At 45.8% G+C, this 22,863-nt stretch carries 21 protein-coding genes and 2 pseudogenes; 2 read left to right on the top strand and 21 right to left on the bottom strand.

The features are described from left to right. Positions 1 to 130: 130 nt before the first annotated feature. From ACSW3C_RS04150 to rpsO, 12 genes are all read right to left on the bottom strand, one after another. Complete coding sequence (locus ACSW3C_RS04150; RefSeq protein WP_486561050.1) at positions 131 to 1,201, bottom strand: BMP family lipoprotein; 1,071 nt, start codon at positions 1,199 to 1,201, stop codon at positions 131 to 133. Positions 1,202 to 1,292: 91 nt separating this feature from the next. Further along, the gene (locus ACSW3C_RS04145) at positions 1,293 to 2,021 is read right to left on the bottom strand and encodes a GntR family transcriptional regulator (protein WP_486561049.1); all 729 of its coding nucleotides are present in this window, start codon (positions 2,019 to 2,021) and stop codon (positions 1,293 to 1,295) included. Positions 2,022 to 2,163: 142 nt separating this feature from the next. Continuing rightward, complete coding sequence (locus ACSW3C_RS04140; RefSeq protein WP_486561048.1) at positions 2,164 to 4,515, bottom strand: DNA translocase FtsK; 2,352 nt, start codon at positions 4,513 to 4,515, stop codon at positions 2,164 to 2,166. Positions 4,516 to 4,626: 111 nt separating this feature from the next. Continuing rightward, positions 4,627 to 6,294, bottom strand: a complete 1,668-nt coding sequence (locus ACSW3C_RS04135; RefSeq protein ID WP_486561047.1) for a ribonuclease J — start codon at positions 6,292 to 6,294, stop codon at positions 4,627 to 4,629. Positions 6,295 to 6,458: 164 nt separating this feature from the next. Further along, on the bottom strand, positions 6,459 to 7,349 hold the full coding sequence (gene dapA, locus ACSW3C_RS04130; RefSeq protein WP_486561046.1) for a 4-hydroxy-tetrahydrodipicolinate synthase: 891 nt from the start codon (positions 7,347 to 7,349) through the stop codon (positions 6,459 to 6,461). A gap of 79 nt (positions 7,350 to 7,428) precedes the next feature. Then, a complete protein-coding gene (locus tag ACSW3C_RS04125) occupies positions 7,429 to 8,457 on the bottom strand; it encodes an aspartate-semialdehyde dehydrogenase (RefSeq protein WP_486561045.1) in 1,029 nt (342 codons plus the stop codon). Between the two features lie 158 nt (positions 8,458 to 8,615). Next, complete coding sequence (locus tag ACSW3C_RS04120; protein ID WP_486561044.1) at positions 8,616 to 9,206, bottom strand: dipicolinate synthase subunit B; 591 nt, start codon at positions 9,204 to 9,206, stop codon at positions 8,616 to 8,618. 19 nt (positions 9,207 to 9,225) lie between these two features. Next, on the bottom strand, positions 9,226 to 9,993 hold the full coding sequence (locus ACSW3C_RS04115) for an NAD(P)-dependent oxidoreductase (RefSeq protein ID WP_486561497.1): 768 nt from the start codon (positions 9,991 to 9,993) through the stop codon (positions 9,226 to 9,228). Then, complete coding sequence (locus ACSW3C_RS04110) at positions 9,986 to 10,264, bottom strand: YlmC/YmxH family sporulation protein (RefSeq protein WP_248511205.1); 279 nt, start codon at positions 10,262 to 10,264, stop codon at positions 9,986 to 9,988. Before ACSW3C_RS04110 ends, ACSW3C_RS04115 begins: the two co-directional genes overlap by 8 nt. An 82-nt stretch (positions 10,265 to 10,346) precedes the next feature. Continuing rightward, positions 10,347 to 11,588, bottom strand: a complete 1,242-nt coding sequence (locus ACSW3C_RS04105) for a M16 family metallopeptidase (protein ID WP_486561043.1) — start codon at positions 11,586 to 11,588, stop codon at positions 10,347 to 10,349. 72 nt (positions 11,589 to 11,660) lie between these two features. After that, positions 11,661 to 13,793, bottom strand: a complete 2,133-nt coding sequence (gene pnp / locus ACSW3C_RS04100) for a polyribonucleotide nucleotidyltransferase (RefSeq protein WP_486561042.1) — start codon at positions 13,791 to 13,793, stop codon at positions 11,661 to 11,663. A 219-nt stretch (positions 13,794 to 14,012) separates the two neighbouring features. Beyond that, positions 14,013 to 14,282, bottom strand: a complete 270-nt coding sequence (gene rpsO / locus ACSW3C_RS04095) for a 30S ribosomal protein S15 (protein WP_207961988.1) — start codon at positions 14,280 to 14,282, stop codon at positions 14,013 to 14,015. 471 nt (positions 14,283 to 14,753) lie between these two features. Here rpsO and ACSW3C_RS04090 point away from each other — a divergent pair. Together ACSW3C_RS04090 and ACSW3C_RS04085 are read left to right on the top strand one after the other, a co-directional pair. Continuing rightward, a pseudogene (locus tag ACSW3C_RS04090) lies at positions 14,754 to 14,948 on the top strand (transposase); the annotation flags it as partial. A gap of 102 nt (positions 14,949 to 15,050) precedes the next feature. Next, positions 15,051 to 15,223, top strand: a pseudogene (locus ACSW3C_RS04085) (transposase); the annotation flags it as partial. Positions 15,224 to 15,340: 117 nt separating this feature from the next. Here the strand turns inward: ACSW3C_RS04085 and ACSW3C_RS04080 are convergent. From ACSW3C_RS04080 to rimP, 9 genes are all read right to left on the bottom strand, one after another. Beyond that, positions 15,341 to 16,291, bottom strand: coding sequence for a bifunctional riboflavin kinase/FAD synthetase (locus tag ACSW3C_RS04080; protein ID WP_486561041.1), 951 nt, complete (start codon positions 16,289 to 16,291; stop codon positions 15,341 to 15,343). Between the two features lie 25 nt (positions 16,292 to 16,316). After that, entirely contained in the window at positions 16,317 to 17,228 is a 912-nt protein-coding gene (gene truB, locus ACSW3C_RS04075; protein ID WP_486561040.1) for a tRNA pseudouridine(55) synthase TruB, read from the bottom strand. An 81-nt stretch (positions 17,229 to 17,309) separates the two neighbouring features. Beyond that, positions 17,310 to 17,657, bottom strand: coding sequence for a 30S ribosome-binding factor RbfA (gene rbfA, locus ACSW3C_RS04070; protein WP_238083986.1), 348 nt, complete (start codon positions 17,655 to 17,657; stop codon positions 17,310 to 17,312). 23 nt (positions 17,658 to 17,680) lie between these two features. After that, a complete protein-coding gene (locus ACSW3C_RS04065; protein ID WP_238083987.1) occupies positions 17,681 to 17,959 on the bottom strand; it encodes a DUF503 domain-containing protein in 279 nt (92 codons plus the stop codon). After that, positions 17,956 to 20,400 (bottom strand): translation initiation factor IF-2, encoded by a 2,445-nt coding sequence (gene infB, locus ACSW3C_RS04060; RefSeq protein ID WP_486561039.1) that lies wholly within the window; start codon positions 20,398 to 20,400, stop codon positions 17,956 to 17,958. Before infB ends, ACSW3C_RS04065 begins: the two co-directional genes overlap by 4 nt. Continuing rightward, entirely contained in the window at positions 20,348 to 20,725 is a 378-nt protein-coding gene (locus tag ACSW3C_RS04055; protein WP_486561038.1) for a YlxQ family RNA-binding protein, read from the bottom strand. The genes infB and ACSW3C_RS04055 overlap by 53 nt, the downstream gene beginning before the upstream one ends. Next, positions 20,722 to 21,000 (bottom strand): RNase P modulator RnpM, encoded by a 279-nt coding sequence (rnpM, locus tag ACSW3C_RS04050; protein ID WP_238083996.1) that lies wholly within the window; start codon positions 20,998 to 21,000, stop codon positions 20,722 to 20,724. Before rnpM ends, ACSW3C_RS04055 begins: the two co-directional genes overlap by 4 nt. Before the next feature lie 19 nt (positions 21,001 to 21,019). After that, the gene (nusA, locus tag ACSW3C_RS04045) at positions 21,020 to 22,225 is read right to left on the bottom strand and encodes a transcription termination factor NusA (protein ID WP_486561037.1); all 1,206 of its coding nucleotides are present in this window, start codon (positions 22,223 to 22,225) and stop codon (positions 21,020 to 21,022) included. Positions 22,226 to 22,249: 24 nt separating this feature from the next. Beyond that, the gene (rimP, locus tag ACSW3C_RS04040) at positions 22,250 to 22,726 is read right to left on the bottom strand and encodes a ribosome maturation factor RimP (protein ID WP_486561036.1); all 477 of its coding nucleotides are present in this window, start codon (positions 22,724 to 22,726) and stop codon (positions 22,250 to 22,252) included. Positions 22,727 to 22,863: the final 137 nt, after the last annotated feature.

Here is a 22,863-nt window from a genome sequence, read left to right as displayed (position 1 = left end):
ATTTAAGGTTGTTTCAGTTAATTGACACAATAAAAGATTTTTAAGCAAAAATCTTTTACTCTATCAATTCCGTTCTATACCCAAATGATAAAGGCCGGACTTAACCGGCCCATACCATTCGTACATCAAATTACTTTGTGAATTCAGGAACTTCGATTTCACCATCAGCAATTTTCTTTGCATACTCGTCAACTTGCTTCAAGACATCTTCAGGAATTGCGCCACGGGAGTCCGCAAGGGTTACACCATCATCATGCAAACCGTAAACTTTTGTTTCTCCGCCTGGGAATTTTCCTTCTTTAGCCAAGTTAGAAATGTCTTGAACTGCTACGTCAACACGCTTCAACATAGAAGTCAATGTAACGTTGTCGTCACCGACTTTACCTTCTTCATACTGGTCGGAGTCAACACCGATTACCCAAACATAAGCATCTTTGTCTGCTTTTTTACGTTCTTTTGCTTCCGTGAATACACCGTTACCAGAACCGCCTGCAGCGTGGAAAATGATATCTACGCCAGAAGAATACATACGGCCTGCAGCTGCTTTACCAAGTTCCGCTTTGTCAAATGCACCTGTGTATTGAACATCAACCTTGATGTCAGGTTTTACAGCAGCGACACCAGCTTCAAAGCCAGCTTGGAAACGCTCGATAACCGGAATTTCCATTCCGCCGACAAATCCGATTTTATCAGACTTAGTCATCAATGCAGCAGCAACCCCAGCCAAGAAAGCGCCTTCTTGCTCTTTGAACAGAACGCTTGCCACGTTTGGTTGATCAACTACACCGTCAATGATGGCGAAGTTTGTTTCAGTTTGTTGAGAAGCAATTGTATCAATAGCATCTTCCATTAAGAAACCTACACCGAAAACTAGATTAAAATCACGGCGAGTAAGCGCGTTCAAATTGGACGTATAGTCAGACTCGTCTTTCGATTGAAGATAAGCGTAACCGCCGTCACCTTCGCTCATTTTGTTATCTTCACCAAACTTTTTGATTCCTTCCCAAGCGGATTGGTTGAACGATTTGTCGTCAATTCCGCCTACGTCAGTAACCATGGCTACGGAGAATTCGGATTGATTTTCACCGCTTGAAGATGTGTTTTTCTCTTTCTCTTTGTCTTTGTCCGTTCCGCAAGCCCCTAAGATCGTACCGGCAGCAAGAACCAATGATAACGCAAGACCGTATTTACGTTTGCTCACTGTGTGGACCTCCCTGTTTTTTATAATTTGGTATTTATGCGACGTGCTAAACGTCTTGCAAAGTGTATCCGGCTAATATCCGGATCCCACCTTATACCCGTTTCCTTACAACATGAAAGCTGAATTTATCCGCCCTGAAATAGTTTTTCGAGAACAGGACCATTTCACCTTCCTCGCTGTAATGATGTTGCAGCAGAACGAGCAATGGCACATCGACACCGCAGCGTAAGATGCTAGAAGCTTCGTCATCATAGCCGACTGGTTCAATATTCGCTATTGCTTGGACAATCCGTATGTCACCTGATTGCTCGATCGCATCAAAAATGGATTCATTGGCAAGTACATCTTGTCCATTCGGCAGATGTTTGGCCAAGACATGATCGATGCAATATACGACTGGATCTCCATCAGCGGTGCGTACCCGTTTGATTGTGACGAGATTGTCTCCTGCGCCACAGTCAAACTTGTTCATCATTTCGTCATTTGGCAGCACGGTATCCACTTCTTTGAATATCGTCCCAGGCTCCATGCCAGCATCTGATATCATAGAAGATACGCTGGATAATTGTTCGATGCCTGATGTGAATAACGGCTTGGAGTTGACGAATGTACCAACCCCGTGCTTCCTGACAATGATTTTCTCTTCTTCCAGGACACGCAGCGCTTCTCGAAGCGTAGCTCTACTAACGCCAAGGGATCGGGAGAGTTCAAATTCAGAAGGGAATTTTTCATTCTCTTTGAAGATTCCATCCTCGATATCCTGTTTTAGCCGCTCAATCACTTGAACATATAAATGTCTTGGATCCGCTTTTATCATCACTGCATTCCTCCCTCCAGAAGAGGTTAGACCTCTGATGTGTGACATCGTGACTAATCATCCATACTATATCATTTTCACCATACAAAATAAACACCCGATTTTGAAAGCAGAAGAAAAAGAAAAGACTGATAACCATTTCCATTTATGAATGAATATCGGCTTCGCTTCTATCTATTAGGACTTGACGGGGTTTACTGCCTTCGGAAGGCCCAACAACACCACGCATTTCCATCTGATCAATGATTCTCGCGGCTCTTGAATAGCCGATTCGGAATCTTCGTTGAAGCATGGAAACAGAAGCTGTCTGCATTTCCAAAATCAAGTTCACGGCTTCGTCATAAAGTTCATCCGTCTCTTCGTGCGGGGAGATTTCTTCAATCTCCGTCGGAATCATATCCTCCTGATACTGCGCCTTCTGCTGTTCGATGACAAAATCAACGACCGCCTCGACCTCTTGATCGGAAACGAAAGCACCTTGGATCCTTACAGGCTTCGAGGCACCCGCCGGAAGGAATAGCATATCTCCGCGTCCCAAAAGCTTTTCTGCGCCGACTCCATCCAAGATGGTTCTTGAATCGACTGCCGAAGAAACGGCAAACGCAATTCTGGATGGGATATTTGCTTTAATAATTCCTGTAATGACGTCCACGCTTGGCCGCTGGGTCGCAATGATCAGATGGATGCCTGCGGCTCTGGCCATTTGGGCGAGCCTCGTAATGGAATCCTCCACATCATTGGAGGCGACCATCATCAAATCTGCCAATTCATCGACAATGACGACGATATAAGGCATCTTCGGATGTTTCTCCTCGTTCTCTTCATTCCATTGCTCAATATGCTCATTATAGCCTTCAATATTACGAGTGCCAGTATGGGAGAACAGTTCGTAACGGCGCTCCATTTCCGATACGACTTTTTTCAATGCCTGGGAAGCCTTTCTCGGATCAGTTACTACAGGTGCCAATAAATGTGGAATTCCATTATAGACATTTAATTCAACCATTTTCGGATCAATCATCATCATTTTTACTTCATGCGGTTTAGCGCGCAATAAAATACTGATGATGATTCCATTGATGCAAACACTCTTCCCGCTGCCTGTTGATCCGGCAACGAGAACATGCGGCATTTTATTCAGCTCTGCCAGCATCGCTTGGCCGGTGACATCTCTTCCGAGCGCAATCATTAGCTTGGAATCAGGCCGGTTGTTTTCCTTTGCCTCAATTACTTCCCGGAGACTGACGACAGCCACTGCATTATTCGGAACTTCAATGCCTACAGCGGATTTACCTGGGATCGGCGCTTCAATCCGAATATCCCTAGCTGCCAGCGCTAGCGCAATATCATCCGACAGGCTGACGATCCGGCTAACTTTTACGCCTGTATCCGGAAGCACTTCGTATTTTGTTACGGCCGGCCCAAGATGGACTTGTGTCACTCTCGCCTTGACGCCAAAACTTAAAAACGTCCGCTCCAGTTTCTGGGCATTGGCTTGAATGGAATTCAATTCCCCTGATTGGTCGTTCTCGGGAGTTTCCTTTAGGAGCCCAGAGGACGGCAATATATATGAAGTATTCTCCTCTTCTCCGGCAACTCCGTCGTAAGGGTTCGCAGGCTCGTCTTTTCGTTCCTCAGCAGCAGGTTTTTCTTGCGGTTCCTGCTGCGAAACCGGCCGGCTTTCTTCTTCAGGCATTTCCGTCCTGCGTTCGTTGAATGCGGAGATAATCGGCTGCGAAACAACCTCTTCTGCTTCAAACGTGGCCAGTGTTTCCTCCGGCTGCTTTTCAATACTCTCGCTGATTTGTTTTTTGGACCTTGACATTCGAGTATCCGCATTCTTCTTACCGGTAGGGACAGGCTTTGGTTTCTTAGCTAATCGCTCGCGCACGGAGGCCCATGCTTTCGGATAGGCCTCCACTAATATCGGAACGAGCGCTTTGCCTGTGAGCAGCACGATACCGATCAATAGTAAGAGGATACCTGCAACCGTAGCACCTGCCGAATCGAACAATGAGTGGAACATAGCGAAAAGGATGGCCCCCGCCATGCCGCCGCCTAATGCCCCTGTTCTTGATTGAATCCCTTCATTAGTGATTAATACCTTCCAAGTTTCTTTTAAGGCTGAGTTTGACAGCAGTTTATGGCTATTGTGCAGTTCCTTAAATAAGTGAATATGACTGAACAGCAGCAAACTAGCCAGAACGAATAGGCTGCCTGCAACGATCCGGTTTTTCCAGCCGCCTGCCTTTCTTTTGATCATGAATAGCAGCGCTTGGACAATTAATAAGAAAGGAACAGCACTATGCCAATTTCCGAAGAGGAATCTTGCAAATGATGCCAGCCCTCTGCCCACAATGCCGAATTCGAAAATGATAATGATAGCCAGTCCAATCATCGTCAAGCCCGAAACTTCATATATCAGCGGGTGCAGTCCGTCCTCTTTTTTCTTTTTAGAAGACGCGCCTTTCTTTTTCTTCTTCGTTTTCTTGGACATGTTCCTCCTCCTTTCAAAAAAGGATTTCCCGCCGCTCGGGTCGGCACGGAAATCCTTTTCAGCATATCATCAGTCGCTATGACTGTTCTGTTCGGTTTTCGCCGGCAAAAATTAATATTCCATAATAATTGGGATAATCATCGGGCGTCTCTTCGTTTGTTGGAACAAATAGGAACTTAGCGTATCGCGAATCTCTTGTTTTATGTTTGTCCATTCAAACGTATCTTTATTCACATATTTCTCGACAATGCCTCTGACGAGCTTCTTGGACTCTTCCAGTAATTCCTCTGATTCGCGGACATAGACGAAACCTCTCGAAACGATTTCAGGTCCTGCCGCAATCCTTTTCTGCTTCCGGCTCAATGTAATGACAACAGTGAAAATACCATCTTGGGACAGCAACTTGCGGTCACGCAATACGATATTGCCTACATCTCCCACACCGATTCCGTCAATGAGTACGTTGCCTGCTTGTACACGGCCGCTCATTCGCATCTTATTATTTTTATATTCTACAATATCCCCTTTATCCGCTATGAATATTTGGGATTTTGCAAGACCGACCTGCTGCGCCAGCTTGGAATGGGCGATCAGCATTTTATATTCGCCTTGGATTGGAATGAAATACTTCGGTCTCATCAAGTTGATCATCATCTTTAAGTCTTCTTGGCTTCCATGTCCAGAAACATGGACTTTTTTTGTTGATGTAAGAACATTAGCTCCGGCTTTCGAAATTTCGTTCATCATTTGGAACATTGAAATTTCCATGCCAGGTGATGGCGTGAATGTGATAAGTACTGTATCAGAACTCTTCATTTTAATTTCACGGTGATGATTGCGTACGATTTTTTCAAGCGCGTCGAGCGGCTCTCCTTTATTGCCGGTCACGATAATGACGATATCCTTATCTTCATACTTGCCGATTTCTTTAATCGGAATGACCATCTCTTCGTCCACCTGCAAGTAACCTAAGCGCATACCTACTTCGAAATAGCTTTCCAAACTCTTGCCAACAACCGCTACTTTTTTTCCGGTTTCCGCTGCTTTGTCGAAGACTTGCTGAATCCGGATGAAGTTTGATGCATAAAGTGCAACAAGCAATCTTCCTTCTGCGGCGTAGAAAGTGCTAGAGAGCTGTTCTTCAATGACCGATTCGGAAGTCGTGTAGCCAGGACGCTCCGCTTCATTGGAATCAGACATCAAAATGAAAACGCCGTCCTCGCCAAGGTTCGCCATGCGTGAAAGGTCTGGGCGATATTTACCTTTGGCAGACTGGTCGAATTTGAACTCTCCTGTATGCACGATTGCGCCTTCACTTGTATGAAAGACGATTCCTAGCGAATCAGGTATGCTGTGTGTTGTATGGAAGAATGTCACATGTGTCCGTTTAAAATTCATCCGGCTTTTATTTGTCACTTCGAAAAATTTGACAGGCGCAGGAGCCGGCATTTCTTTTAGATGTTCTTTGGCAAGCGCTAACGTGAGCTTCGAGCCGTAGACTGGCGCTTGTACTTTTTGAAGGAGATAGGCAATAGAACCGATTGCATCTTCATGCCCGTGTGTCAGGAAAATACCTTTGACCCGTTCTTTGTTTTCCTCAATGTATGACATATCAGGAATGACGATATCAATGCCGAGCATCTCACCTTCCGGAAACATCAGTCCTGCATCGACGATGAATAACTCGTCATCTATTTCTACAACATACATCGCTTTCCCTATCTCACCGACTCCACCGAGCGGGATGATTCTAATCAATTCATTTTTTGTCTTTGTCACAATGTTTCCTCCTATTATAAATTCCCGTCCATTACGACTATGTTTCATTATACGTGACGAAACCCCTTAAGCACAAACAAAAAAAGCCGGTTGCAAAGACCGGCTCTGATTCGGCTCTTATGAGATTTCACCACATGGCTTATTAAAACAGCTAAGCCACTTCGTTAAACGAATAGTTTCTGACTTTGCTTAAACTCATCCCAGATAATGTCGAATTGTCTGGCATCTTCACCAAACTCCATAAGCGGCAGCCGGACGCCTCCAGTTTCAATGCCTATTTTTTGCAATGCATACTTCACAGGCACCGGATTTGGGGCAGAAAACAAGGCTGAGAAAAGCGGAACGAGCGCACGATGCATCGCCCCCGCCTGGTCCTGATTTCCTTGCTTGAATGAGTTGATCATCATTTGCATCTCAGGACCCACTACATGGGAGGCGACTGATATGATCCCTTTCCCGCCAATCGCAAGAACCGGCAGCGTCAGAGCATCATCACCGCTATAAACGGAGAAGCCTGCATCTGTCCCGGAAATGATCTCGGCCATTTGATCAAGACTCCCGCTTGCCTCTTTGACAGCACGGATATTTTTTATTTTTGATAACTCAATAACCGTGGCGGCATGCATATTGACAGCAGACCGTCCCGGAATATTATACAGCATGATCGGTAGGGATGTTTCGGTTGCAATATAGGAAAAGTGTGCGAACATTCCTTTTTGATCAGGTTTATTATAGTAAGGGGCGACGAGCATGATGCCATCCGCCCCCAATCGTTCCGCTTGTTTCGTCAGATACACAGTTTCCGCGGTATTAAACGTTCCCGTTCCTGCTATGACAGGAATCCGCTTTTTCACAATATCAATCGAAAATTTCAGCAGATCTGCCTTTTCTCCATGTGTTAATGTAGGCGATTCACCCGTTGTCCCACAAACGACGAGGGAATCTGTGCCGCTCTGGATCAAATGCTCGATCAATTTTTCAGTTCTTTCGTAATCGATGTCCCCTGCTTGTGAAAAAGGAGTGACCATCGCTGTTCCAATTTGTCCAAGTTCCATTCTGACCATCCCTTTATTCGTAATACCCTGGTTATCCATCTTGTTACGAATAGGCTGCAGATAATGGAAAACTGATTGCTTAGCGCTCCAATAACTTTTCGGCGATTTGCACAGAATTTAATGCCGCGCCCTTCAGCAAGTTATCAGAGACAATCCACATATGAAAACCTTTTGCCTCGTTCGGATCTTTTCTAACTCGCCCGACGAATACATCATCCGCATCCTCCGCAAAGAGAGGCATCGGATAAAGCTGAGTGGACGGGTCATCCTGCAAGGTAACTCCAGGAGCGCCAGCCATTGCCTGGTGAAGATCTTCTACAGTGACCCCTTCTTTATCAACTTCGATATAAACTGATTCGGAGTGGCCAGAGACTACCGGAAGCCGGACGCAAGTGGCAGACACTGCAATGGAATCGTCACCGAAGATCTTTTTCGTTTCGTTCATCATTTTCCATTCTTCCAGCGTATACCCAGCATCGCCGAACATATCGATTTGTGGAATGGCATTAAACGCGATCGGATAATGCTTCTCTGCTGATGCAGATGGCAATATGGCCGCTTCAATGTTTTTTCTATCGTTAAATTGAAGACTTTGTTCCTGTAACTCATCGATCGCTTCCGCACCTGCACCGGAAACCGCCTGGTATGTCGAGACAATAATCCGCTTTAATCCGAACTTTTCCCGAATCGGCTGAAGTGCAGCGACCATTTGGATCGTTGAGCAGTTCGGATTAGCAATGATACCTTGATGATGATGCAATGTCTGCGGGTTTACTTCTGGAACGACAAGTGGCGTTTCAGGATCCATACGGAACGCACTCGTATTATCGATAACGACCGCCCCGCGGGCAACCGCTTCTTTGGCGAATTTTTGCGAAACAGATCCACCTGCACTGAAAAACGCGATGTCCACTGACTCGAAGGACTCCGGTACAGTTTCCTTTACGATATATATTTGGTCTCCCACTTTGATCTCAGTACCTGCTGATCTTGCTGAAGCCAATAGCTTAACGGATTGCATAGGAAAATTCCGTTCCACCAGCTTTTCAAGAATTTTTGTTCCAACTGCTCCCGTTGCTCCGACTATTGCAATATTCTTCTTTGTCATCTCTATCTCCCTTTCGAAAAAAGGATTGGGATCAGAGTTGCATGCATCCTATATACAGAAATAACCAATAGGAAGGCACGCACCCGCTTTCATCCATTCATCCTTATCAATTCATTGGAGGAATTATATCATATTTAAAATATTTCGGTAGTGAATTTTTATTTTTTCTCGTGAATAATTAATAATGGCTGCAGCTGTCTTTTTTCAAGTGCTGCGGCTGTGGCGGGAACCATGAGAGTGAAATCGGAGATTAACGAGTTCGGTTTCTTATGCGGGTCATCCTGTCCGAACGGGATAAAATAGATATTTTTTGTATTCAGCAGCTTCATGATATTCATTCCATTCAATCCGAGCGCATCATTCGTTGAAATTCCTAGCAATACGGGAGATCCATTGCGCAATGTAGCTTTGGCTGCCATTAAAACTGGTGAGTCTGTCGCAGCATTCGCAAGCTTGCTAATTGAGTTTCCAGTCATCGGAGCAATAATCATGCAGTCGACCGGTGACGAGGGACCGAATGGTTCAGCTCCCACTATTGTCGAAATCACTTTCTCACCGGTTGCCTCTTCAATTCGCTGAATCCATTCCTCACCCGTTCCAAACCGGGTGGCGGCAGTCAATACCGAGTGAGTGATCACCGGAACGACTGTCGCTCCAGCATCTTGCAGTTCCTTTATGACCGGCAGGATTTGATCATAGGTGCAGTGCGAAGCGGTAATCCCTAAACCGATCCTTTTACCTTCCAGCATCCAATTCCCCTTTCGTCCGCTATTCCATCCTTAGGAGTGCTTCTGCCAATACTTGCGCGGCATCATCCGGGAAATGTTTCCCGGGCAACCCAAGGTGTATTGTATAGTATTCAGCAAAAGAACCGGGCTTTAGGCACCCCGGTGCGGACGCTAAGTCATAGACACGGAGCGGTGAATGGTTTTGCAGGAATAGCCATTGTGCGGGAATGGTGTTCACAAGAACTGTATCCTCTTCACTAAAGTCTTTCTGGATGGATTGAATGGAATACCCTAACGAGACGGCTTCGCTCAATTGCGCTTCGGACCTTGCAACGACAGTCACTTTTCCTCCTAAGGCTTGGATCGCTTTGGCTGTCATCTTTCCGACTTTGCCAAACCCTGTGACATAAAAGCGCTTTCCATTGATGCAACGATTTGAGTCGTTGTAATACTCACGAAGAAACCCTTCAGCAGTGAGAATCGCATTTTCCCAAATGAACAGCTCTTCCTGCAAATATCTGACGACCTGGTAACCACTCGATTGATAATTGTCGACCCATCGGTCCGAAGCCACGCCAACATATAGCTTTGTCCCGGTCTCCAACAATTCCGGCGGTATGTTCCCTTGCATCTCTAATATTGGAAAAACGATATGTCCCGGCTGAAACGACGCGATCAGCTGGCCTAATTCTTCGCTATATGCATTCGAATTGAAATAGGCGGATGGAATGCCCATCCCTTCGAAAAGCTTGCTGCAAATTTCCAATCTGCGGTCACTGCCAATAAACAGCCACTTCTCTTTATGCATAGTCTTCAATATCGAAATCCCCCAGATGATGCGTTTTTCCAAAAAGAATACGATTTTCGCCAATTAACACGATTTCACTCCAAGGAATGAATTCAGCCGGTTGTTGATCCCGATTCTTGAAGGGATTCCGGCCAAATTTCTTCCTAATTTCAAAACCAAGGATTTCTCCTGTCTTTTTATTGAAAATCATATCAGTCTCAGCTAAAAAGCCGTAACGAATTCCTTCTTCCACCTGGATCAATTCTTTCTGGGCGAGCTCTGACAGTAACATTTTCTCTCCCCTTTCCGCATATTCCCTCTATCATATGAGTCCACCCAGAAAAAACTGCCGGGAAAAGGGATTTTCTATAAAATTATCGACTTTCTAAAATCATTTGCGGTCCCAGAATGGATACGGCTCTTTCACCCTTAAGCAGCTTCTGTGCCATAGCATTCACCTTTCCCACTGTCACCTCGTCAATTAACCTGACGACTTCATCAATCGATTTATGGTCCTCCAGAATCAGTTCCTGCTTCCCATTCCGATGCATAATTGCCTCGGTACTCTCCAGGCCAAGCAAAAAGCTCCCCTTCAACTGCTCTTTCGCATTCAGCAGCTCCCGCTCGGAGATTCCATTGTCAGCGATGTCGCAGAGGATATCTTCGACTGTCTCCATCGCTTCTTCCAGGCGTTCTGGCGAGGTTCCACCGTATACGACAAAAGCGCCTGTTGATTCGTAAGCGGAATAATAGGAATAAACCGAGTACGCCAACCCTCTCTCTTCCCTGATTTCTTGAAATAGCCTAGATGACATCGTCCCACCAATGATACTGTCCAGCAAAATGAGATCATGAAGCTGTGGGTCCCGGATCGTCAAACCGGGAAAACCGATGCAAAAATGCGCTTGTTCAATATCTTTCACTTTCTTTCTGGCAGCGGATTGAAAGAGCGGTGTTTCCGTCATGGCAGGCACAAATGTGCTCTGCTTACTTGTATAGGACCCGAAAAGTTCAATAACCGTCTGCAGCAAGCCATCATCATAATTTCCTGCTATTGAGATGACAATATTCTCGGGTACGTAATGAGCATTCAAGAACTTTTGGATTTTCTCCCTCGTAAACTTCCGGATCGTCTCTTCCTTCCCGCCGACAGTCCGGCCGATAGGATGCCCGGCAAACATATCGGACCATAATAGTTCGTCGACATCCTCTTCAGGCGTGTCTTCGACTGAAGCGATTTCCTCGTAAATGACCATTTTCTCCTTCTCGATTTCTTCCGGATCAAAGGAGGAATTGAAAAACATATCTGCAAGGACTGTAACTGCCTTTTCGGCGTGATGTCCTAAAACAGTTGTAAAATAGCAAGTCATCTCTTTCGATGTGAAGGCATTAATGTCCCCACCCATCAAATCAAATTGTTCCGCGATGTCCCGAGCACTGCGCTGCGCAGTTCCTTTAAACAGCATATGTTCAATAAAATGCGCCAATCCCGCTTCTGATTCATCTTCATGCATGGATCCAGCCTTCACCCAGATACCAATTGCAGCAGAACGGACATGCGGAAGCTTTTCGTAAACGATGCGAACCCCGTTCGGGCAAGTATATTTTTCAAGCATAAGTTCCTCCTGTGACAGAACAAAAAGCCGCCATCTCACACTATGCAGGATGGGGCTTTCCGTATTGTATTATTATGATTCAGTTGTAGGGTTTTGTGCAGCTTCCCGCTCTTTCTCTTCTTTCAAAACGACTTTGCGGGACAGATTGACCCTGCCTTGGTTGTCAATTTCAATTACTTTCACGAGCAATTCATCGCCAAGCTTCAGAACGTCCTCAACTGCTTTTGTTCTCTCTTCCTGAATCTCTGAGATGTGCAGCAAGCCGTCTTTGCCAGGGAAGATTTCTAGGAAAGCACCGAACTTTTCAATCCGTTTCACTTTACCCATGTAATATTCTCCGACTTTCGCTTCTCTGACGATATCCTCGATCATTTTCTTCGCTTTCTCATTCATTTCTGAATCAGGCGAAGAAATATAGATAGTTCCATCCTGTTCCGTATCAATCTTGACGTGAGTCTCTTCAATGATTTTGTTGATGACTTTACCGCCAGGTCCGATAACATCACGGATTTTATCCGGATTAATGCGGATCATAATGATTTTCGGCGCATATTTGGAAAGCTCGCCACGCGGTACAGAAATCGTCGATAGCATATGATTTAAAATCGCATTACGGCCAATTTTGGCTTGTGCCAATGCTTCCTCCAAAATCTGTTTGGAAAGGCCTTCAATTTTAATGTCCATCTGCAATGCAGTAATTCCTTTTTCGGTTCCTGCCACTTTAAAGTCCATATCTCCAAGATGGTCTTCCATCCCTTGGATGTCGGATAGTATCGAGTAGTTGTCATCCTTCTTAACCAATCCCATGGCAATACCCGCAACTGGCGCTTTAATTGGAATGCCTGCATCCATCATGGCCATTGTCGATGCACAAATGGATGCCTGAGAAGAGGAACCATTCGATTCAAGGACTTCCGCAACCAAACGGATGGTATAAGGGAATTCTTTTTCGTCTGGAATAACTGCTTCTAATGCCCGTTCACCCAGCGCTCCGTGTCCGATTTCCCGGCGGCCCGGTCCGCGGATTGGTCCCGTTTCCCCTACGCTGAAATTAGGGAAGTTGTAATGGTGCATGAAACGCTTGGATTCTTCCAGGCCAAGCCCGTCTATAATCTGAACTTCGCCAAGTGCGCCAAGTGTACAAACACTCAATGCCTGTGTCTGTCCGCGTGTGAATAGCCCAGAGCCATGCGTTCTTTGAAGAATGCCGACTTCTGAAGACAATGGACGGATTTCATCCAGTTTCCGGCCGTCCGGACGGATTTTTTCGTCTGTAATGAGACGGCGTACTTCGTCCTTGATGAGCTTTTCCAAAATATTTTTCACTTGTTTTAGTGTCTCATCGTCCGCTTCATTTTCCGTATACTCGTCAATGACACGAGCTTTCACTTCGTTAATGGCATCTTCTCTAGCGTGTTTCTCTTCCGTTTGGATCGCGCTGATCAGATCTTTTTCGCATTTTTCCTTAACGACAGCCATCAATTGCTCGTCTAGCTCAAAAAGTTCGATCTCCATCTTTTGCTTGCCGACTTCAGCGACAATTTTTTCTTGGAATTCGATCAATTTCTTGATTTCTTCGTGGCCGAACATGATTGCTTCTAAGATAATATCTTCCGAGACTTCTTTCGCTCCGGCTTCTACCATGTTAATGGCATCTTTTGTCCCGGCAACAACTAGATCGAGCTCACTCGCTTCCAGTTGTTCAGGCGTCGGGTTGATAATGAATTCCCCATTGAGGCGTCCAATATGGACACCGGCGATCGGACCTTCAAACGGAATGTCCGAAATGGACAATGCGAGCGAGGAGCCTAGCATCGCTGCCATTTCAGAGGAGCAATTTTGATCGACTGACATGACAAGGGAGATGACTTGTACATCGTTACGGAATCCATCCGCAAATAATGGACGAATCGGACGGTCAATCAGACGGCTTGTCAAAACCGCTTTTTCGGACGGGCGTCCTTCCCGCTTGATAAAGCCTCCTGGAATTTTACCGACCGCATATAAACGTTCTTCATAATTGACAGTCAATGGGAAGAAATCAAGTGCTTTTGGATTTTTCGATGCTGTTGCTGTCGAAAGTACAGTTGTTTCACCGTATCTGACGAGCACTGCACCATTCGCCTGCTTTGCAAGCTGGCCGGTTTCGATTGTGAGCGGTCTTCCCGCCCAATCGAGGGTGTATACCTTTTTCTGTTCTGTCATGAATGGAACCCCTTTCTAATGTAACAATAAAAGTTCATACGTAGTATGTATTAAGTAGTAGTGTATCAAAAAAGGAAACGTTATGCGAAGTATTTAAAATAATATTGTAAAAGCAGGGGGATGCAGACTGGATAACGGGTATCACAATCTGTCCGCCTCCATGGAAGTTTATTTTTCATAGAAAAAAGCGGGCAAGGCCCGCTTTTCGTATTTGTCTTATTAACGGCGAAGGCCGAGTTTTGCAATAAGATCACGGTACCGTTGAACATCAGTTTCGCGCAGATACTTAAGAAGTCTACGGCGTGTACCGACCATTTTGTAAAGGCCACGACGAGAGTGGTGATCCTTTTTATGCGTACGCAAATGGCTGTTCAAGTTGTTGATCTCTTCTGTAAGGATAGCGATCTGTACTTCAGCAGATCCTGTATCGTTTTCATGAACTTTGTATTCGTTGATCAATTCATGTTTACGTTCTTGTGTAATTGCCATCCTTTTCACCTCCTAATTAATAAAGAATATCCCCAAATCCCGAGCAATCGTTGGTGATTCGATTTGCCAAGGAACGGTTTGTGCTACTAGGCACTGATTCATCATATCACGGCGGCATCATATATGCAACTTTCAACTAGTTGAGCACGGTAAATGATGTCATTTAACATCTCAGACTGTAGACAAACTTCGAGAAATTTAGGAGTTTGCTTACAGTCTTTTTACATTTACTATAAAAAGACTATAAGAAAATGTTGATTTCCGCTGCGCTGGACGCTTTCCGCGGGCTCGGCTTCAGCCGCTTCCTTCGCTGCGCTCCGTCCAGGGTCTTCAGCTCGTGCTGTTCCCGCTGGAGTCGCCAGCTCCGCTCCAATCAACAGATTCTCCGGTAAAATAGATGAGGTGATGGATATGATGACAAAAAATCAAATTAACGAGCGTGGACAGCTAGAAATGCTAACCATTTAACAATTGGTGCCGCAGAACCAACTGATCAGTAAACTAGATGCGGCCGTAGACTTTTCGTTCATCTATCCATTGGTAGAAGATTTATACTCGACAGTGGGCAGGCCAAGCATCATTGTACTGATTCAGAAGACATTCATCCAAAATACCTTCGGCATCCGATCCATGCGTCAAACGATGAAAGAGATTGAAACGAACATGACGACCGGTTGCCGTCGCTGCCGATGCTGCTTATAAAACACCGGCAATCGCAAACTTTCTGCTTGAAAATCAGAAGCTTGCTTCCTGCCCTTTCTGACAAGAAAGCGCAAAGAGACGATTGAATGTGTTATGCCGATGCGAAAGAAAAGCATGGTATGAGATGGGCGACACTTAGGTTATTAAAAAAATTGTCCATGCAGGCGATGCTGACTTTTGCTGCCATGAATTTGAAGAAACTGTCCAGTCGGACAAGGCAAGCGTCAACTGTTGCTTGAAATAAGCAAGAACAGAAAGGAGAAAGGTCTCCTTTTGTCTACACTCTATGATATCATTCAACATCTATTACAAAGGAATGACTGCGAGCACATGTTGATTTTCGTAGGCACATCTGATCAGGTTGTGATGTTTCCCAATAACTTGCGTGCCGTTTCCTTATCCCGCCCTATTTGCGCGACTAGTTCGTCGACAGAAGCAAATTTTTGTTCATTGCGAATCGCAGCAATCCAATCGACCGAGCCAACCTGATCATATAAATCGCCATCAAAATCTAACACATGCACTTCAATAAGCGGTTTCATTTCACCAGGATTTTTAAAGGTGGGCTTAATGCCGACATTGCAAACGCCAAGGTGTTTCTCTGATTGAACGGTAAAAAATACAGCATATACCCCATTTTTAGGCAGGATCGTTTCTTCGTCTGTTTCAATATTGGCAGTCGGGAAACCTAGAAGCCGTCCCCTCTTTTCACCATGGATCACTTTCCCTGTTGTACGGAAAGGACGCCCAAGCAATTCCGCCGTCTTTTCGACATTTCCTTCCGCAAGCAGTGTTCGTATGCGGGTAGAAGAGATTTTCTCGTTCGCCTCTTCCACTCTTTCGATTACTGTAGTGCCATATGAGCCTTCGGAGAGAAGAGCCATATGCTCCATCGTTCCGGCGCCTTTTGAGCCAAATGTGAAATCAAATCCGGCCGTGACATGTTTGACATGTAAACCTTTTATGAAAATATTTACAAATTGCTCAGGTGATAAGGATGCCAATTCCCAATCAAATCGGACGATGAATAAGGTGTCTACCCCCAAAGTTTCCAGCACTTTCACTTTTTCTTCATAAGGTGTTATGTAACCGACTTTATCATTCCCTTTGCCAAAAAGATGGGATGGATGTGGATTGAATGTCATGACTGCAGAACGGATACCTAGTTCCTTTGCTTTTTGAACCGCACTCTCAATGACCTGCTGATGTCCTTTGTGCAGACCATCAAAAAAACCGATGGCTAAGGAGTATTCATCCTGCCCGTCTACTGCTGTATTGTTAGGATAGTCCAACTCAAAGATTTCCATTTCGATCCTCCTTTCTGGATAGGTATTACGATTGAAAAGCAAACATCTTTTCCGGTTTCATCATGCCGGCTTTTGCCGGATGATTTTTATAGACGGCCACAGCTTTTCCTTCATACGTAAAAACAACTCTCTCATGATCTTCAAGCAATGCTATGCGCTGTAATACTTGACCGTTCCTAATATTGCCGAGCAAGCCGGCATCCAGTTCAACAGTAGGAAACTCAGCCAAGGCATCTTCAAGAGGTCTGATGAATGCATCAAGCGACCCTTTGAGGAATTGTTCTCTCGTCTCTTCCAGCGTCAAACATTCAGACTTTGTAAAAGTTCCCGACATGGTACGCACGAGTGAAGACATATGAGCGGGATATCCGAGCAGCTCGCCGATCTGAACAGCAAGTGTACGAATATACGTACCCTTTCCGCATGCAACCTTAATCATGAATGTAATCTCTTCCCCGTGAAATTGCGCACGTTCATCCAGCAGTTCAATGTCATATATCATGACTCTCCGCTCGGGTCGTTCCACTTCAAGACCTTTTCGGGCATATTCATACAGTCTGCGGCCATTCACCTTGACGGCAGAATACATCGGGGGCACCTGGGTAATCTCACCGGTCAGTTGCTTCAAGGCGTGCTCTACGGATGCTCTTGAAATGGATTTAAAAGAGCTGTCCACTGCTACTTTCTCTCCGTCTGCGTCCTCTGTTTCCGTTGAGGAGCCGATACTCACCTCAGCAATATATTCCTTCCCGGCATCTGTAATATATTCGGCCACTTTCGTCGCCTGTCCAAGACAAATAGGAAGGACGCCTTCCACACTCGGATCCAGCGTTCCCGTATGGCCGATCCGCTTCATGCCCAGTATTTTGCGCAATTTAAATACGCAGTCATGAGACGTCATCCCTTTTTCTTTCCACAATGGAAGAATTCCATCCATGACGTTCCTCCTCGCCAACAGCTCGTATGTAGTAAATAGAGGAAGTCGAAAGCCTCAATGGCGACGACTTCCTCCACTCAATTATTGTTCGTCATCCCGCACTTGGCGGAGCAAAGATTCAATCCGATTTCCGTATTCTACAGAATCGTCAAACGCAAATTCGATTTCAGGTGTTTTCCGTAGCCGGATCCTCTGTCCGATCTCCGAACGAATGAATCCCTTTGCTTTAGAAAGACCTTTTAACGTTTCTTCCTTTTTATAATCGCTGCCTAGTACAGAGATGAATACAGTCGCTTGTTGAAGATCACCAGTAACATCGACGTCTGTGACAGTCACAAATCCGATTCTCGGATCCTTCAATTTTTGGCCGATGATTTCGCCAAGTTCCTTCTTCATCTGCTCAGCAACTCGGTTCGATCGCATTGTCATGCACGCTCACCCCGATTCTAAATTCAATAGTATTCCAGCTGAAGATCTGTCAGTTCCCATTCCGGATTGGATTCCAAGAAACGTATGGCTCTCCTGACTTCTCCCTCTGCAGGTTCTTTTGCTGAAGCGACACAAACGAGTGCAATGACCGTCCGCTGCCATAGATCTTGATAATCTACTTCTGCGACGGATACATTGAAATCATTTTTCACACGTTCCATCATGCGTTGCAGGACAGAGCGCTTTCCCTTCAGCGAGCTGATGTCAGGAATGAAGAATGAACATTCCGCATAGACAATCATACCCGTTTGACTTCCTCCATTACGTAGGCTTCGATGATGTCGCCTTCTTTAATGTCATTAAAGTTCTTAATCGTAATACCGCATTCGTAGCCTTTCGCAACTTCTTTCACATCGTCCTTGAAGCGTTTCAATGTGTCCAATTCACCTTCAAAGACAACAATGTTGTCACGGACAATACGTACACCAGAATCTCTTGTGATTTTGCCGTCAATGACATAGCTGCCGGCAATCGTTCCGATTTTCGATACTTTGAAAGTCTCACGCACTTCTGCCTGACCAATGACTTTTTCCACATATTCCGGATCCAGCATACCTTTCATGGCTGCTTCGATTTCCTCGATCACTTTATAAATGACGCGGTGCAATCGAATGTCGACGCCTTCCTCTTCCGCTGCACGCTTCGCATTGACGTCAGGACGGACATTAAATCCGATGACGATGGCATTGGATGCCGCAGCAAGTGAAATGTCAGATTCATTAATAGCACCTGCACCCGTATGGATGATCTTGACGTTAACCCCTTCTACATCGATTTTCATCAATGAAGCCGCCATTGCTTCGACCGTACCTTGGACGTCCGCTTTGACAATTAGGTTAAGCTCTTTCATTTCGCCTTGTTTCATTTGATCGAATAAGTTATCGAGTGTAACACGCGTTTTTTCAACACGCTGCTCTTGAAGCGCGTCTCCCGCTCTCGACTCCCCGATTTGACGGGCTGTCTTCTCGTCTTCGAAGACGACAAAACGGTCACCTGCCTGCGGTACATCGTTCAAGCCAGTAATTTCGACTGGAGTCGATGGTCCCGCTTCTTTTACCCGGCGTCCTACATCATTAATCATCGCCCGAACACGGCCGAATGTATTTCCGACAACAATTGGATCTCCTACACGCAACGTACCATTTTGTACTAGTAAGGTTGCAACAGAGCCGCGTCCACGATCCAATTGAGCTTCGATGACTGAACCACGCGCACGGATTCCAGGATTTGCTTTCAATTCTGCCACCTCAGAGACAAGGAGAACCATTTCAAGCAACTGTTCAATTCCTTCGCCTTTTAAAGCAGAAATTGGAACGAAGATTGTGTCGCCTCCCCAATCTTCCGCGACGAGGCCATGCTCGGTAAGCTCTTGCATAACACGATCCGGGTTAGCACTTGGCTTATCCATTTTATTTACTGCGACGATGATTGGAACTTCGGCAGCTTTAGCATGGTTGATCGCCTCAATGGTTTGAGGCATAACGCCGTCATCCGCTGCAACAACAAGGATTGTTATATCCGTCACGCTGGCACCGCGTGCACGCATCGTTGTGAAGGCTTCGTGACCAGGAGTATCAAGGAATGTAATTTTCTTCCCTGCTTCCTCGATTTGGTAAGCACCAATATGCTGCGTGATGCCTCCCGCTTCTCCCTGTGTCACTTTCGTATCCCGGATAGAGTCCAATAATGTTGTTTTACCATGGTCGACGTGCCCCATGATTGTAACGACAGGAGGGCGTTCCGTTTCACCGGATTCCACTTCCTCATTTTCTTCAAAGTAAATTTCTAGATCCGTCACATCGATGCGGATTTCTTCCTCAACCCCCACACCATAGTCTGCGCAGATCAATTCGATTGCATCCTTATCCAGCTCTTGGTTAATAGTTGCCATTACCCCAAGCATGAATAACTTCTTAATGATTTCAGATGGTTCCTTGCCTAATTTTTGTGCTAGCTCGCCAACAGAAAGCGATTCATAGAACGTAATTTTCTCCGGCAATGGTTTTTCAACCTTTGGCATCGGAGTCGTTGGACGGTATCTCCGTCTTCCTTGGTTGATACCTTTTGCTGGTGGACGACCGCCTCTGCCGCCTTGGCGATTGCCACCCTGGCCGCCCTGGCCGCCTTGCGCCTGGTTGCGGTTGCCGCCTTGACCTTGAGTACGATTGCCTCCGCCCTGGTTATTCGGACGCTGCTGGCCGGATTGCGGACGATTGCCACCTTGGCCGCCTTGGCCGCCTGGTCTAGCTTGGCCTTGGCCTTGTTTATTGCCGTTACCTTGGCCGGCCGGGCGTTGCGGACCGCCTTGACCTTGACGAGGTTTATTTTGATTCTGGTTTTGACTTTGGTTTTGGTTTTGGTTCTGGCCTTGGTTTGGTCTTCCTTGGCCATTCGAACCGGTGCGTTGGCCTGACCGGTTCTCATTTGAGTTGCGGCCCTGCTTTTGATCGCCTCGGTTTGCAGGACGCTGTGCGTTCGGCTGCTTATTTCTTGCAGGAGCGCCATTTGCAGGCTGTCCTTCATTCTTTTTGCCGAACTTCGCATCCAATTTAACAGTTGCATCATGATCCAGCATAGACATGTGATTGGAAACATTCACATTAATTTTTCCTAATTCCTCAATCACTTCTTTACTCGTCCGATTCACTTTCTTCGCGTATTCGTGTACACGTATCTTCGTCATTAGCCCACCCCCGGTTAGATTCGTTGAGGAGCCCGGATAGTTTCCCGGCAAAACCGGCATCCGTTAACGCGAGAACGACCCGCGACTCTTTACCGATAGCATGCCCGAGTTCTTCTCTGGAACCTAGGACATGCTTCTCAACGTTATAAGAATTACATTTATCCGTAATTTTTTTCATTGTATTCTTTGAAGCATCATTCGACACGATCACCAGTTTGGCTTTGCCGCTTCTGATTTCACGTACGACCAGCTCTTCGCCTGTGACGATTTTCCTGGCCCGTGCCGCCATGCCCAATGTTTGATAGATGGCCGCTGAGTGACTCATTTTAGAGCCTCTCGGCGAATGGCATGCAGTAAATCCTCATAGACCTGCTCAGGGACTGCCACGCCCAATTGCTTTTCAATTGAATGGTTACGGCGTGCCGCCTCAACAGCGGATTCCGTCTTCGACACATAGGTGCCTCTACCTGATTTCTTTCCGGTCAAATCGACCGAGACTTCGCCTTCCTTCGTACGTACGATCCGGATCATTTCCTTTTTAGGAAACATGTCTCCAGTCGCCGCACATTTGCGCAAAGGCACTTTACGATTATTCGTCATGAGAAGTCAGCCTCCCATATCAATTGTCATCATTTGTATCTGCGTATAAATCGATCGTTTCGTCCGTTTCCGGCTCTTCCATGCTGTATGGATCATCGTTATACACATCGTCGCCATCTTCTTCCGCGCTATATACGTCCACTTCTTCTTGGAATAAGATGTTTTGGCCGATAGAAGGATAGATTCCCATTTCTCGTGCATCTGTTTCACTCTTGATATCAATTTTCCAGCCAGTCAGCTTAGCTGCTAGACGGGCATTTTGACCTCTCTTCCCGATTGCAAGAGACAATTGATAGTCAGGAACGACAACAGTTGTGGATTTCTCTTCTTCATTCACTTGGACATCCAGCACTTTTGAAGGGCTCAATGCATTCGCAACGAACACAACAGGGTCTTCAGACCACTCGACGATATCGATTTTCTCGCCGTTCAATTCGTTTGAAATGGATTGGACGCGGGCGCCTCTTGATCCTACGCATGAGCCGACAGGATCGACTTCTTCGTTATTCGTATGGACCGAAATTTTCGAGCGGTCTCCTGCTTCCCGTGCGATGGATTTGATTTCCACTGTGCCGTCATAGATTTCAGGCACTTCCATTTCAAAAAGTCTGCGAAGCAATCCCGGATGTGTACGGGATACGAATACTTGTGGACCGCGTGATGTGCGTTCCACTTTTGTGATGTAGACTTTGATCCGGTCATGGGGCTGGTAGGATTCCGATTGAATCTGCTCTGCTACAGGAAGGACAGCCTCCACTTTGCCTAGCCCAACATAAATATTACGCTGATCAAGCCGTTCTACAATTCCGTTGACAATATCATCTTCACGGTCCACATACTCATCGTAGATTAACCCGCGTTCCGCTTCACGGACACGCTGCGTGACAACTTGTTTCGCTGTTTGCGCTGCAATTCGACCGAAATCACGCGGCGTCACTTCTTCCTCGACAATATCGCCGATTTCATAAGCAGGGTTGATCATATGTGCATCTTCCAGCGCAATTTCAAGTCTTTCGTCTTCGACTTCTTCCACAACATCTTTGCGGGAGTAGACTTTCATCGTCCCTTTTTCAAGGTTCAAGTCAACCCGGACATTTTGCGCTTGGTTAAAATTGCGTTTATAAGCAGTCACAAGTGCCGCTTCAATTGCTTCCACTAATACATCCCTTGAAATGCCTTTCTGTTTCTCAAGAGCTGTCAGTGCATCGAGTAGATCACTACTCATTGTTCTTCACTCCCCTAAATTCAATTATGCAGAAAAATCGATCGCCAGACGTGCGAATGCAATCTTTTCCTTTTCAATTTCCACTGTTAGTTTTCTCGTTTTTATTCGCATTTGGATCTCCACTTTTTCGGGAGTGTATGAAAGCAGATAGCCTTCAAACTCTTTCATGCCATTCACCGGCTCGTATGTTTTCACGAACACATATTGGCCGACAGCTCTTTGAAAATCCTCTTCTTTTTTGAGAGGACGCTCAGCCCCGGGTGAAGAAACTTCAAGGAAATAGTTTTGTGGGATTGGATCGGTCCGGTCCAACTCTTCGCTCAGCCTTTCACTGACGAGCGCACATTGTTCGATATCGATATTCCCTTCTGGGGTATCAATATAGACACGTAAAAACCAGTCTTTTCCTTCTTTCACAAACTCGACATCGATCAGCTCCAATTTGAAATCCTCTACAATCGGCTTGACAAGCTGTTCGACTTCTTCTGTTATTTTACTCATTTTAAACCTCCCGAACGTGAATTCTAATCGCTATCGCCCCGGCGCACCTGCCGACTCTCCGGCTTTTGTACCTGATACATGGATAGGTCAAATTCAGCCGAGCGAGGTAAAATAAGTATAGACAACAGAAAAGAGCG

This window comes from Sporosarcina sp. AD_1, from assembly GCF_057373025.1.
The sequence above is the reverse complement of the archived record's forward strand: the minus strand, read 5'-3'. Positions and strand labels throughout refer to the sequence as shown.